Here is a 12,703-nt window from a genome sequence, read left to right as displayed (position 1 = left end):
TTCAGTTTGCAAAAGTATATAGTTTTTTTTTAATGATTCATTTTTCTAAAAACTTTACCTTTTTTTAAATAAAACTATCCATGTCAATTTGTCACAAATAACACTTTTTGGTTGTATATTTGCACCCTATTTAGCACGATTTTTAGGATTTATGGAACACGTAGAAAAAATAATTGATGAGAAACAACAAGGAAAAGCCCTTGTTACTGAACACAAAGAAGGAAACAACAAAAAACTTTTTATTGAAAGTTATGGTTGTCAAATGAATATGAACGATAGCGAAATTGTGGCGTCAATATTAGCAGAACAAGGTTTTAACACTACTCAAAGCTTAGAAGATGCTGATTTAGTTTTGGTAAACACTTGCTCTATTCGTGAAAAAGCAGAAACCACCGTTCGTAACAGACTGCAAAAATACAACGCTGTTAAAAAGGTTAACCCAACCATGAAAGTGGGTGTGTTAGGTTGTATGGCTGAACGATTAAAAGAAAAATTTTTAGAAGAAGAGAAAATCGTTGATTTAGTAGTAGGGCCTGATGCTTATCGTGATTTACCTAATTTAATTGAAGAAGTTGACGCTGGTCGTGATGCGGTAAATGTAATTTTATCAAAAGAAGAAACCTATGCTGATGTTTCTCCGGTTCGTTTAAATTCTAACGGAGTTTCGGCGTTTGTGTCAATCACACGTGGTTGCGACAATATGTGTACATTCTGCGTGGTACCTTTTACTCGTGGTCGTGAGCGTAGTCGTGACCCTAAGAGTATTATTGAAGAAATCCGAAGTATGCAAGAGAAAAACTTCAAAGAAATTACCTTACTAGGTCAAAACGTAGATTCATATTTATGGTATGGTGGCGGATTGAAGAAAGATTTCAAAAAAGCTTCTGAATTAGCGCAAGCTTCTGCAGTAGATTTTGCTCAGTTGTTAGACATGTGTGCTACTGAGTTCCCTAAAATGCGTTTCCGTTTTTCTACTTCTAACCCTCAAGATATGACGTTAGACGTAATCCATGTAATGGCAAAACATAAAAACATTTGTAAATACATTCACTTGCCTGTTCAAAGTGGAAGTAACAACATGTTAAAAGCGATGAACCGTCAACATACTCGTGAAGAGTACATGGAATTGGTTGATAACATCTATAAAATAATTCCTGAAATGGCTTTGAGTCAAGATATGATTGCTGGTTTCTGTGGAGAAACAGAACAAGATCATAAAGATACCTTAGACTTAATGGAGCATGTAAAATATAGCTTCGGATTTATGTTTGCCTACTCTGAAAGACCAGGAACTTTAGCCGCTAAAAAGATGGAAGACGATGTACCTTTAGAAACTAAAAAGCGTCGTTTACAAGAAATTATCGACTTGCAGCAAGAGCATAGTTTATATAGAACCAAAGAAAATCTTGGTCAAATTCAAGAAGTTTTAATTGAAGGAACTTCTAAAAAGAATCCTAACGAGTGGAAAGGTCGTAACACGCAAAACACCGTAGTAGTTTTTCCTAAAGAAAATTATAAAATGGGCGATTTTGTGAACGTTAAAATTGAAGATTGTACTTCTACAACCTTAAAAGGAACCGCTGTTGGATATTCTGACAATAATTAATTTTTAGAAAAGAGAATCAAGAGAAAAGAAAAAGACGCAATCTTCTCTCTCTATTCTTTTTTCTCTATTCTAAAGAAAGAAATGGAAAATTTACAAGCTATAAAACAACGTTTTGGCATTATTGGTAACGATATGCAATTAAATCGCGGAATTGAAAAAGCGATTCGAGTTGCACCTACCGATATTTCGGTTTTAGTTACTGGTGAAAGCGGTGTTGGAAAAGAAAATATTCCGAAGATAATTCATCAATTATCGCACAGAAAACACGCAAAATACATTGCGGTAAACTGTGGTGCAATTCCTGAAGGAACGATTGATAGTGAATTATTCGGTCACGAAAAAGGAGCATTTACAGGAGCAACTCAAACCAGAAAAGGATATTTTGAAGTTGCAGATGGAGGAACTATTTTTTTAGATGAAGTTGGTGAATTACCACTAACAACTCAGGTTCGTTTGTTACGTGTTTTAGAAAACGGAGAGTTTATAAAAGTTGGGTCGTCACAAGTACAAAAAACAAACGTACGTATTGTTGCCGCTACGAATGTAAACATGCAAGAGGCGATTTCGAAAGAGAAATTCCGTGAAGATTTATATTATCGTTTAAGCACAATAGAAATCTCACTTCCACCTCTTAGAGATCGTGGTGAAGACATTCATTTATTATTTAGAAAATTTGCTGCAGATTTTGCTCAAAAATACCGAATGCCAACAATTAGACTAGATGAAAACGCTGTGAAATTGTTATTGAATTACAGTTACCCAGGTAACATTCGTCAGTTAAAGAATATTGCTGAGCAAATATCAATAGTTGAAGAAAACAGAGTGATTTCTCCAGAAAAATTAGCGCAGTATTTACCTAATAACCGCAGTAATTTACCTGCTGTAATCGGAAGTAAATCAAACAGTCAGTCAGATTTTGCTAACGAACGAGATATTATGTATAAAATCTTATTCGACATGCGAAATGACATTAACGACTTAAAAAAGTTAACGCTCGATTTAATGCAAAATGGCGATTCTGAACAAGTACAAGAAGACAATCATCGATTGATAGAACGTATTTATCAAGACCATGATTTACCAGAAATTTCAAACGTTGAAGTAGTACAAATACCAAAATCATCTTCTAATCAAAACGATTATGATTACGCAGAAACTATTGAAGAAGATGAAAGCTTATCGTTACAAGACAAAGAAATTGAAATGATAAAAAAATCGCTTGAAAAAAACAACGGAAAACGTAAGCTTGCTGCTAAAGAATTAGGAATTTCAGAACGAACGTTGTACAGAAAAATCAAACAATACGATTTGTAAACAATTTGTTTATTTTTACATCTCATTCTACTTTTAATGAAAAAACTTTTATATACATTATCACTTTTAATTGGTTTAACAACTATTATTGGTTGCGGGGCTTATTCTTTTACGGGAGGGAATACTGGAGACGCAAAAACTATTCAAGTTGATTTCTTTCCAAACCAAGCACCGTTAATAGAGCCTACGTTAAGTCAAAAATTTACGCAAGACTTACAAGATTTATTTACACGTCAAACCAATTTAACCTTGGTTAAAGCTGGTGGAGACTTGCATTTTTCGGGTGAAATCACCGATTATCGCATAACTCCTATGAGTGCTACAGCACAACAAACTGCGGCACAAAACCGTTTAACAGTTACTGTGAATGTAAATTTTGTAAACGCTTTAGAAGAAAAAGACAACTTCGAAAAAAGTTTCTCTTTCTATTACGACTACGGAGCTACACAACAATTAACTGGCGGTGTTTTAGAAACTGCTTTACAAGAAATTATTGAGCGTATTACCCAAGATATTTTTAACGCTTCAGTAGCAAAATGGTAACTTTTTTTGGATACGAATAAATACATACAGCTATTAGAAAACCCTGAATTGATCTCTATTGAAGATCAAGCAGAATTAACAGCTATTATTAAAAAATATCCTTATTTGCAATCAGCAAAAGCATTGCGATTAAAAATTTTAAATCATCAAGAAAGCTATAAGTACAACAACGAATTAAAAATTACGGCAGCACACACAACTGATAGAACCGTTCTTTTTGATTTTATTACTTCGGAAGCTTTTAAAGAAATACCTAAAAAGGAAGAAAAAACTAGCTTAAAAGACAAAATTCTTCCGAAGAAAAAAGTAACAGAAGTTGAAACTATCGAAGACGATTTAGCAATTGGAAAACCGCTTTCATTTACACAAAATGAAACATTTTCATTCAATCAATGGTTACAACTATCTTCAAAAAAAGCGATTGTAAGAACCGAAAAAGAAACCTCTGAAAAAGAAGTAGAAGAATCTTTAGCAAAATCAGAACACGAAGCTATTATTAATCGTTTTATTGAAACGGCACCCAAAATTACACGCCCAAATAAAGCAGCTCCTTTAGAAATTAAAATCAACGAAAGCGAGCAAAACAACCAGTTAGCTACCGAGACTTTAGCTAAAGTTTACTTAGAGCAAAAAAAATATGATAGCGCAATTCAAGCTTATAAAATTTTAAGTTTGAAATATCCAGAAAAAAGTGGTTTCTTTGCAGACCAAATTAAAAGAATACAAATTTTACAAAACAATAAATAGATGACAACGTATACTTTACTTTTAGTTTTAATATTGATTGTTGCAATAGCATTAATCTTAATTGTAATGGTTCAAAATCCTAAAGGTGGAGGATTATCTTCATCATTCGGAGGTGGTGGTGCTCAAAACATCGGAGGTGTACAAAACACAAACAACTTCTTAGATCGTACAACTTGGACGTTAGCTATTACTATGTTTGCTTTAATTTTATTAGCAAACTTCGCTATTCCAAGAGGTAACGCAGCTGATGCACCTCAGTTAGATGACACATTAAACAATATTGAAACTACTTCAACTCCTGCTACACCAGCAGCAACTGAAACAGCTAAAGATAGCGCTCAGTAGTTTTAAAGAAACAATATTAAAATGCCAACGTAAATGACACGTTGGCATTTTTTTTGAATTTAATTTAAACTACTTGAAAAATTGGCAGCAATACTCTAATGGCATAATTTCTGTCAAAAATTAAACAGATAAAAATTAATTTAATCAATCAAAATATATAAAATGGGATTAAACATTAAACCTTTAGCAGATAGAGTTCTAGTAGAACCAGCTGCAGCAGAAACTACTACCGCTTCTGGAATTATCATTCCTGATAACGCTAAAGAAAAACCACAAAAAGGAACTGTTGTTGCCGTAGGTAATGGTAAAAAAGATGAGCCTTTAACTGTAAAAGTGGGCGATACTGTTTTATACGGAAAATACTCTGGTACTGAATTAAAACTTGAAGGAAAAGACTACTTAATGATGCGTGAGTCTGATATCATGGCAATCGTTTAATTCATTAACAAAACAATAAAAAACTTAGAACAAAATGGCAAAAGATATAAAATTTGATGTAGATGCTCGCGAAGGGTTAAAACGTGGAGTTGATGCATTAGCAAACGCAGTAAAAGTAACTTTAGGTCCTAAAGGACGTAACGTAATTATCTCAAAATCGTTCGGAGCTCCTCACGTAACTAAAGACGGGGTTTCTGTAGCTAAAGAAGTAGAGTTAGAAGACGAGTTAGAAAACATGGGAGCTCAAATGGTAAAAGAAGTAGCTTCTAAAACTAACGATTTAGCAGGTGACGGTACTACTACCGCAACTGTATTAGCTCAAGCAATTGTAAAAGAAGGATTAAAAAACGTTGCTGCAGGTGCAAATCCGATGGATTTAAAGCGTGGTATCGATAAAGCTGTTGCTGCAATTACTGAAGATTTAGCTAAGCAAGCTAAAGAGGTTGGAGATTCTTCTGAAAAAATTCAACAAGTAGCTTCAATTTCTGCAAATAACGATAACACTATTGGTGAATTAATCGCAACTGCTTTTGGTAAAGTAGGAAAAGAAGGAGTTATTACTGTTGAAGAAGCTAAAGGAACTGATACGTATGTAGATGTTGTTGAAGGAATGCAGTTCGACCGTGGATATTTATCTCCATACTTCGTAACTGATGCTGATAAAATGATTGCAGATTTAGAAAATCCGTACATTTTATTATTCGACAAAAAGATTTCTAACTTACAAGAAATTTTACCAATTCTTGAGCCAGTAGCTCAATCAGGTCGTCCTTTATTAATCATCGCTGAAGATGTTGACGGACAAGCATTAGCTACCTTAGTAGTGAACAAATTACGTGGTGGATTAAAAATCGCAGCGGTTAAAGCTCCAGGATTTGGTGATCGTCGTAAAGCAATGTTAGAAGACATCGCTATTTTAACTGGGGGAACTGTAATTTCTGAAGAAAGAGGTTTCTCTTTAGAAAACGCTACGTTAGATTTATTAGGAACTGCTGAAACAGTAACTATTGATAAAGATAATACTACAATTGTTAACGGTTCTGGTGACGAAACACAAATTAAAGCGCGTGTAAACCAAATTAAAGCGCAAATTGAAACTACTACTTCTGATTATGATCGTGAAAAATTACAAGAGCGTTTAGCGAAGTTGGCTGGTGGTGTTGCTGTATTATACGTTGGTGCTGCTTCTGAAGTAGAAATGAAAGAAAAGAAAGACCGTGTTGACGATGCTTTACACGCAACTCGTGCTGCTGTAGAGGAAGGTATCGTTGCTGGTGGTGGTGTTGCTTTAGTACGTGCTAAAAAAGTATTAGAAGCTATTACTACTGATAATTTAGACGAAACTACAGGTATTCAAATCGTAAACAAAGCGATTGAGTCTCCATTAAGAACTATCGTTGAAAATGCTGGTGGAGAAGGATCAGTAGTTATCAATAAAGTTTTAGAAGGTGATAAAGATTTTGGGTACGATGCAAAGTCTGAAGCCTATGTAGATATGTTAGAAGCTGGTATTATCGATCCTAAAAAAGTAACTCGTGTAGCATTAGAAAATGCTGCTTCTGTTGCAGGTATGATCTTAACTACCGAATGTGCTTTGGTAGATATTAAAGAAGATAACCCAGGTGGTGGAATGCCTCCAATGGGTGGTGGAATGCCAGGAATGATGTAGTCGAGAAACTCGACACCTAAATATTAAAAAAACCTCGAGATATTCTCGAGGTTTTTAGTTTTTATTCAATTCAATATCTAAAACAAGACTAAGCTGTCTAATTTGTTCATCTGTCACATTTTTTGACAATCCATCTCTAGCATAAAAATTTATTTTGCAATCATTTTTATGCACTAAAACAATAATGGGATCTCCTACATTCCAAGCTTTATAAAATTCTTTTTCACTACCATTTAAAAATACTGAATCATTAACTGCATAAGTATAATCCATTAACTTATTATAAGATGAGTCAAAAACAGAAGGTGTTTGATAAACTTTAGTTATAATTCCTTGTACTTCGTAAAAATCTTTTTCATTAAAATCTTCATATCTTTTTTCTTTCAAACAAGAAAAAAAGACTACTAGAACAACTAAGTAATTAAATTTTCCTTTCCACCACATAATCAATCATTTGAAGTAGTGAATTCTTATAATCTGAATCTGGGTAATTATCAAGAATTGCTAATGCTTTATTTTTATAATCGTGCATTTTAGTAGTAGTATATTCCAAACCGCCATTATCTTTTACAAAAGCTATTACTTCTTTAACGCGTTTTTTGTCTTTATTGTGTTTTTTAACCGAATTTATTAACCACGCTTTTTCTTTTGGAGAGCAGGTATTTAAGGTATGAATTAACGGAAGTGTCATCTTCTGTTCTTTAATATCAATCCCCGTTGGTTTTCCTATTTTATCTTCGGTGTAGTCAAATAAGTCATCTTTAATTTGGAAAGCAATTCCAATATATTCACCGAATTTTCTCATTTGCTGAACGGTTTCATTATTTGCCCCTACCGAGGCTGCACCAATACCACAACAAGCCGCTATTAACGTTGCTGTTTTTTGACGGATAATTTCAAAATATACTTCTTCTGTAATATCCAATTTACGAGCTTTTTCAATCTGCAATAACTCTCCTTCACTCATTTCTCTAACCGCAATCGAAATCAATTTTAACAAATCAAAATCTTCATTATCAATAGAAAGCAACAATCCTTTTGACAATAAAAAATCCCCAACTAAAACGGCTATTTTATTCTTCCAAAGCGCATTAATTGAGAAGAAACCACGACGACGATTACTGTCATCTACCACATCATCGTGCACTAAGGTTGCTGTATGAATCAACTCTACAACAGAAGCTCCACGATAGGTACGCTCGTCAAATCCACCATTAGAAACCATTTTTGCTACCAAAAACACGAACATTGGTCGCATTTGTTTCCCTTTCCTTCTAACTATGTAATAGGTAATTCGATTTAATAACGGAACTTTAGATAACATCGAATCTTTGAACTTGGTTTCAAAGAGTTCCATTTCTTTTGCTATCGGAAGTTTTATTTGTTCTACAGGCTTCATTCAGTAATCAAAAGTAAGAAATAAATTAAGATTTGGTATCTTTGAAAAAACAATTATTCAAATGAAAAAGCTTTTCTTATTCTGTAATCTTTTCCTTTTAGTTTTCATCAGCACTGCTCAAGAAAAAACCACCACTTTTCCAAATGATTTCTTAGGTATTTATAAAGGAACTTTGCAGATTCATTCTCCAAGAGGAAAGCAAGAAATTCCTATGGAATTTCATATGGTAAAAACAGATTCTGTTCACAAATTTGATTATAAATTAGTTTATAACGGTCAACCTAGAAATTATACGCTACTAGTAAAAGACAGCGCAAAAGGAATTTATGAAATTGATGAAAATAACGGAATTATTCTTCCTTCAAAACTAGCTAACAACACATTATACAGTTTTTTTGAAGTGCAAGGTAATTTTTTAAGTTCTCGTTTAGCTTTTTCAGAAAATCAACTAGAATTTGAAATCTTATTTACAGCTACCAAAAACAAAACTACAACTGGTAAAGGAACAGAAGAAATTCCTTTTGTATACGGTTACCCAATTTCTGTCGTACAAAAAGCTGTTTTAAAAAGAAAGGTTAATTAACTAACTCTTATTAGCTAATTGCCCACAAGCAGCATCAATATCTTTTCCTCTTGAACGACGCACATTTACCACAATATCGTGCATTTCTAAATTAGAAATATAATTATTCAAAGCTCTTTCTGAAGCTTGTTGAAACTCTCCGTCGTCTATTGGATTGTATTCTATTAGATTGACTTTACACGGAATAACTTTACAAAACTGAACTAACGCATCTATGTCTTCTTTTCGGTCGTTAATTCCATTCCAAACAACATATTCGTAAGTAACTTTTCGTTTGGTTTTTTCGTACCAATATTCTAAAGATTCTTTTAAATCTTTTAACGGAAAAGTCGCATTGAATGGCATGATAGATGTTCGCACCTCATCAATCGCTGAATGCAATGAAACTGCTAAGTTAAAACGTACTTCATCATCTGCCATTTTTTTTATCATTTTAGGGACTCCTGATGTAGACAAAGTAATTCTACGAGCTGCCATTCCTAAACCTTCATCCGAAGTAATTTTATCAATGGCTTTGATAACATTATTATAGTTCATAAGTGGCTCTCCCATTCCCATAAACACAATGTTTGACAGTTTATGGTTGTGATATAACCTACTTTGCTTATCAATAGCAACCACTTGATCGTAAATTTCATCCGCATTTAAATTACGCATGCGCTTTAAACGAGCAGTTGCACAAAATTTACAATCTAAACTACATCCTACTTGACTCGAAACACAGGCAGTTGTACGAGTTTCTGTAGGGATTAAAACAGACTCTACGATTAATCCATCATGTAATTTGATTGCATTTTTTATGGTACCATCATTACTACGTTGCATCGCATCTACTTCAATATGGTTTATCACAAAATTATCATCTAACATTTGACGTGTTACTTTTGATAAACTGGTCATATCATCAAACGAATGCGCTGCTTTATGCCACAACCATTCATACACCTGATTTCCACGAAAGGCTTTATCGCCATTTTCTACGAAAAAATCACGAAGTTGTTCTTTGGTTAATGCGCGTATGTCTTTTTTCTTCACTGTCATCAGGTACAAAAATACACAAAACCTCACAAGTAGCTTGTGAGGTTTTGCTAATGATTATAAAAGTTGTTTTATAAAATTAACATCGCATCTCCGTACGAGTAAAATTTATATTTTTCTTTAATTGCTTCTTGGTAAGCTTCCATCATAAAATCATGACCTGCAAAAGCTGAAACCATCATTAATAAAGTTGATTTTGGCGTATGGAAATTCGTTACCATTGAGTTAGCAATACTAAAATCGTAAGGAGGGAAGATAAATTTGTTTGTCCACCCTTCGTATGCGTTTAATTGTTTGCTTGAAGACACAGAAGACTCTATAGTTCTCATAACTGTTGTACCAATAGCACAAACTCTTCTCTTATCTTGAATTGCTTTGTTAACAATATCTGCACTTGTTTGAGGAATAATGATTTGCTCAGAATCCATTTTGTGCTTAGATAAATCTTCTACTTCAACAGGATTGAATGTTCCTAAACCAACATGTAAAGTTGTTTCTGCAAAATCAACCCCTTTAATTTCTAAACGCTTCATTAAGTGCTTAGAGAAGTGTAAACCTGCTGTTGGAGCCGCCACTGCACCTTCGTGCTTTGCAAAAATAGTTTGGTAACGCTCTTCGTCTTCTGGCTCTACCTCACGTTTGATATATTTTGGCAATGGAGTTTCTCCTAAATCGATTAATTTTTGTCTGAATTCTTCGTAAGAACCATCAAATAAGAAACGTAACGTTCTACCACGAGAAGTAGTATTATCAATTACCTCTGCTACTAAACTATCATCATCTCCAAAGAATAATTTATTTCCAATTCTAATTTTTCTTGCCGGATCTACTAATACATCCCACAAACGATTTTCAGCATTTAATTCACGTAATAAGAATACTTCGATGCGAGCTCCTGTTTTTTCTTTATTTCCGTACATACGAGCAGGAAATACTTTCGTATTGTTTAACATCATCACATCTCCTTCATCAAAATAATCGATTAAGTCTCTAAACAACTTATGCTCAATTTTTTGAGTATCACGGTGCAAGACCATTAAACGTGCTTCATCTCTGTGCTCTGAAGGATATTCTGCCAATAATTCTTTTGGCAAGTCAAAATCAAAATTTGATAATTTCATTTGTAAAGTTTTCTTAACGGAGGCAAATATACAATATCAAAACAGGGGTTGTCAAGTGATTGTCGTTTTATTTTACCTCTACAATTTTTATACCTATACTACTCATGTCTTTCCAGAAGTTTCTGTAAGATTTGGTTACCACTTCAGCATCTAAAATTTCAATCGGAACTTTTAAAGCTAAAGGTGCAAATGCCATTGCCATTCGATGGTCGTTATAGGTAGCTATTTGAATATTTTCTTTAATTTCTTCGGAAGCTTTCAAGTGTAAACTTTCGTTAGTTACCGAAATAACTGCTCCTAAGTTGGTGAGTTCTTCTCGAAGTGCTTCTAAGCGATCTGTTTCTTTTATTTTTAGTGTATGCAAACCTGATAAATCACAAGCAATTCCCAACCCGAAGCAAGTTACTGCAATGGTTTGAGCGATATCTGGAGCATTTTTTAAATCTTGCTCTAACAATGCTGAATTATGTTCTTTTTCTTTTGTAAGAAGTATTGAATTTTCTTCAAAAACTGTACTTACTCCAAAATGTTTATAAATTTCAACCAAACAACTGTCTCCTTGTAAACTATCTTTTTTATACGCTGATAATTTTACAGAAGAACCTATTTCGCTCAACGCTATAATTGAGTAAAAATAAGAAGCCGAACTCCAATCTGACTCTACAACAATAGTTTGCTCTTTTACGACTGGTTTTGGTTCAATTTTTATGGTTTGTCTAATAAAATTGGCTTCAATTTCTAGTTGATGTAACAACTGCAACGTCATATTGATATATGGAACAGAGGTAATTTCACCAACTAACTCAAGTTCTAATCCGTTTTGTAAACTAGGTGCAATTAACATCAATGCAGAAATATACTGACTGCTTACATTCCCGTTGATAGATACTATACTTTTTGTAAGTTTATTCCCTTTAATTTTTAATGGTGGATATCCATCTTTTTCAAGATACTCTATTTCTGCTCCTAAATCACGAAGCCCATCAACCAAAATTTTAATTGGGCGATTGTGCATACGTTCTGAACCTTGCAACACTTTTGTTACTCCTTCTTGTGTTGCAAAAAAAGCGGTTAAAAAACGCATAGCCGTACCAGCATGACCAATATCTGCTACATCACTATCTGATGATAATGCTTCTTGTAAATGGTGCGTATCATCAGAATCTGATAAGTTTTCAATTTGTAAACTTGGATATAATTGCTGTAAAATCAACAATCGATTTGATTCACTTTTAGATCCTGAAATGGTTATTTCAGATGAAATTTTATGCGTGTTTGTGCTAAGTTGTAAATTCATTAATCACTAGCTCTTTTCAAGGTTTATTATTTAGTATTCTTACTCGTCATCCAAATACCATAAATTACACTACCGATAAGTTTACTTCCAAAAAAAGGCTTCCATTTTCCATTACTGAAGTTTACTTCGTTTACCATATCGAAATTACCAGAAAATATAGCTCCACCACTATTCCAAAGCAAAGAAATAACTACAAAAATTAAAAAGAAAGGAATTGCTACTTTACTAAAATTAACCCAGTAGCTTCGTGTTTTCATTTTGCTAAAAAGACTCATTTATTGTAATTTTTTATTATTATGATGACGATCGTGATCGCGTTTTGTTTTTAAATCTAGCTTTTTATCAAACGCTTCTTGTAAGTTTACCCCAGTTTGATTTGCTAAACACAACACCACAAACATCACATCCGCTAATTCTTCTCCTAAATCTTTGTTCTTATCACTTTCTTTTTCGCTTTGCTCACCATAACGACGTGCAATAATTCGAGCTACTTCACCTACTTCTTCTGTTAATTGTGCCATATTGGTAAGCTCGTTAAAATAACGAACTCCGTGATTTTTAATCCACTCGTCTACTTGCTTTTGTGCATCTTGAATATTCATG

At 33.6% G+C, this 12,703-nt stretch carries 15 protein-coding genes; 8 read left to right on the top strand and 7 right to left on the bottom strand.

Features of this window, described 5'->3' with window-relative positions:
• Positions 1-151 precede the first annotated feature (151 nt).
• From miaB to groL, 7 genes are all read left to right on the top strand, one after another.
• Entirely contained in the window at positions 152-1,606 is a 1,455-nt protein-coding gene (gene miaB / locus ACKTST_RS02605) for a tRNA (N6-isopentenyl adenosine(37)-C2)-methylthiotransferase MiaB (RefSeq protein WP_408046241.1), read from the top strand.
• A gap of 81 nt (positions 1,607-1,687) precedes the next feature.
• Entirely contained in the window at positions 1,688-2,920 is a 1,233-nt protein-coding gene (locus ACKTST_RS02600) for a sigma-54 interaction domain-containing protein (RefSeq protein ID WP_408046240.1), read from the top strand.
• Positions 2,921-2,956: 36 nt separating this feature from the next.
• Positions 2,957-3,463: an LptE family protein gene (locus ACKTST_RS02595; protein WP_408046239.1), complete on the top strand. Its 507-nt coding sequence runs from the start codon at positions 2,957-2,959 to the stop codon at positions 3,461-3,463.
• A gap of 6 nt (positions 3,464-3,469) precedes the next feature.
• Positions 3,470-4,210 (top strand): hypothetical protein, encoded by a 741-nt coding sequence (locus tag ACKTST_RS02590; protein ID WP_408046238.1) that lies wholly within the window; start codon positions 3,470-3,472, stop codon positions 4,208-4,210.
• Positions 4,211-4,555 (top strand): preprotein translocase subunit SecG, encoded by a 345-nt coding sequence (gene secG / locus ACKTST_RS02585; protein ID WP_408046237.1) that lies wholly within the window; start codon positions 4,211-4,213, stop codon positions 4,553-4,555.
• A 162-nt stretch (positions 4,556-4,717) separates the two neighbouring features.
• Positions 4,718-4,993: a co-chaperone GroES gene (locus ACKTST_RS02580; protein ID WP_299107720.1), complete on the top strand. Its 276-nt coding sequence runs from the start codon at positions 4,718-4,720 to the stop codon at positions 4,991-4,993.
• A 34-nt stretch (positions 4,994-5,027) separates the two neighbouring features.
• Complete coding sequence (gene groL, locus ACKTST_RS02575) at positions 5,028-6,662, top strand: chaperonin GroEL (RefSeq protein ID WP_408046236.1); 1,635 nt, start codon at positions 5,028-5,030, stop codon at positions 6,660-6,662.
• Positions 6,663-6,716: 54 nt separating this feature from the next.
• On the opposite strand, the gene ACKTST_RS02570 is transcribed toward groL, so the two are convergent.
• Positions 6,717-7,106 carry a hypothetical protein gene (locus ACKTST_RS02570; protein WP_408046235.1) on the bottom strand — a complete coding sequence of 130 codons (390 nt, stop codon included), beginning with the start codon at positions 7,104-7,106 and terminating at the stop codon, positions 6,717-6,719.
• Positions 7,084-8,061 carry a polyprenyl synthetase family protein gene (locus ACKTST_RS02565; RefSeq protein ID WP_408046234.1) on the bottom strand — a complete coding sequence of 326 codons (978 nt, stop codon included), beginning with the start codon at positions 8,059-8,061 and terminating at the stop codon, positions 7,084-7,086. Before ACKTST_RS02565 ends, ACKTST_RS02570 begins: the two co-directional genes overlap by 23 nt.
• 61 nt (positions 8,062-8,122) lie before the next feature.
• Between ACKTST_RS02565 and ACKTST_RS02560 the strand changes: the two genes are divergently transcribed.
• Positions 8,123-8,644: a hypothetical protein gene (locus ACKTST_RS02560; protein WP_408046233.1), complete on the top strand. Its 522-nt coding sequence runs from the start codon at positions 8,123-8,125 to the stop codon at positions 8,642-8,644.
• Here the strand turns inward: ACKTST_RS02560 and rlmN are convergent, their stop codons facing one another.
• The 5 genes from rlmN to ACKTST_RS02535 all read right to left on the bottom strand — a co-directional run bounded on the left by rlmN (position 8,645) and on the right by ACKTST_RS02535 (position 12,702).
• Complete coding sequence (gene rlmN / locus ACKTST_RS02555) at positions 8,645-9,685, bottom strand: 23S rRNA (adenine(2503)-C(2))-methyltransferase RlmN (protein WP_408046232.1); 1,041 nt, start codon at positions 9,683-9,685, stop codon at positions 8,645-8,647.
• 68 nt (positions 9,686-9,753) lie between these two features.
• A complete protein-coding gene (gene queA / locus ACKTST_RS02550; RefSeq protein WP_408046231.1) occupies positions 9,754-10,803 on the bottom strand; it encodes a tRNA preQ1(34) S-adenosylmethionine ribosyltransferase-isomerase QueA in 1,050 nt (349 codons plus the stop codon).
• A 67-nt stretch (positions 10,804-10,870) separates the two neighbouring features.
• Positions 10,871-12,100 carry a 3-phosphoshikimate 1-carboxyvinyltransferase gene (locus ACKTST_RS02545; protein ID WP_408046230.1) on the bottom strand — a complete coding sequence of 410 codons (1,230 nt, stop codon included), beginning with the start codon at positions 12,098-12,100 and terminating at the stop codon, positions 10,871-10,873.
• A 26-nt stretch (positions 12,101-12,126) separates the two neighbouring features.
• Complete coding sequence (locus ACKTST_RS02540) at positions 12,127-12,375, bottom strand: hypothetical protein (RefSeq protein WP_408046229.1); 249 nt, start codon at positions 12,373-12,375, stop codon at positions 12,127-12,129.
• Entirely contained in the window at positions 12,376-12,702 is a 327-nt protein-coding gene (locus tag ACKTST_RS02535) for a nucleotide pyrophosphohydrolase (RefSeq protein ID WP_408046228.1), read from the bottom strand.
• Between the last annotated feature and the right edge of the window lies 1 nt (position 12,703).

Origin of the sequence: Tenacibaculum crassostreae (assembly GCF_964512405.1) — a bacterium.
In the GTDB taxonomy this organism is placed as follows: Bacteria; Bacteroidota; Bacteroidia; order Flavobacteriales; family Flavobacteriaceae; genus Polaribacter; species Polaribacter crassostreae.
The sequence above is the reverse complement of the archived record's forward strand: the minus strand, read 5'-3'. Positions and strand labels throughout refer to the sequence as shown.

Bases quoted from the DNA above. Each gene is read 5' to 3' on its own strand.
- miaB (WP_408046241.1), top strand. From the start codon at position 152: ATGGAACACGTAGAAAAAATAATTGATGAGAAACAACAAGGAAAAGCC.
- ACKTST_RS02600 (WP_408046240.1), top strand. From the start codon at position 1,688: ATGGAAAATTTACAAGCTATAAAACAACGTTTTGGCATTATTGGTAAC.
- ACKTST_RS02595 (WP_408046239.1), top strand. From the start codon at position 2,957: ATGAAAAAACTTTTATATACATTATCACTTTTAATTGGTTTAACAACT.
- secG (WP_408046237.1), top strand. From the start codon at position 4,211: ATGACAACGTATACTTTACTTTTAGTTTTAATATTGATTGTTGCAATA.
- ACKTST_RS02580 (WP_299107720.1), top strand. From the start codon at position 4,718: ATGGGATTAAACATTAAACCTTTAGCAGATAGAGTTCTAGTAGAACCA.
- groL (WP_408046236.1), top strand. From the start codon at position 5,028: ATGGCAAAAGATATAAAATTTGATGTAGATGCTCGCGAAGGGTTAAAA.
- ACKTST_RS02570 (WP_408046235.1), bottom strand. From the start codon at position 7,106: ATGTGGTGGAAAGGAAAATTTAATTACTTAGTTGTTCTAGTAGTCTTT.
- ACKTST_RS02565 (WP_408046234.1), bottom strand. From the start codon at position 8,061: ATGAAGCCTGTAGAACAAATAAAACTTCCGATAGCAAAAGAAATGGAA.
- ACKTST_RS02560 (WP_408046233.1), top strand. From the start codon at position 8,123: ATGAAAAAGCTTTTCTTATTCTGTAATCTTTTCCTTTTAGTTTTCATC.
- rlmN (WP_408046232.1), bottom strand. From the start codon at position 9,685: ATGACAGTGAAGAAAAAAGACATACGCGCATTAACCAAAGAACAACTT.
- queA (WP_408046231.1), bottom strand. From the start codon at position 10,803: ATGAAATTATCAAATTTTGATTTTGACTTGCCAAAAGAATTATTGGCA.
- ACKTST_RS02545 (WP_408046230.1), bottom strand. From the start codon at position 12,100: ATGAATTTACAACTTAGCACAAACACGCATAAAATTTCATCTGAAATA.
- ACKTST_RS02540 (WP_408046229.1), bottom strand. From the start codon at position 12,375: ATGAGTCTTTTTAGCAAAATGAAAACACGAAGCTACTGGGTTAATTTT.
- ACKTST_RS02535 (WP_408046228.1), bottom strand. From the start codon at position 12,702: ATGAATATTCAAGATGCACAAAAGCAAGTAGACGAGTGGATTAAAAAT.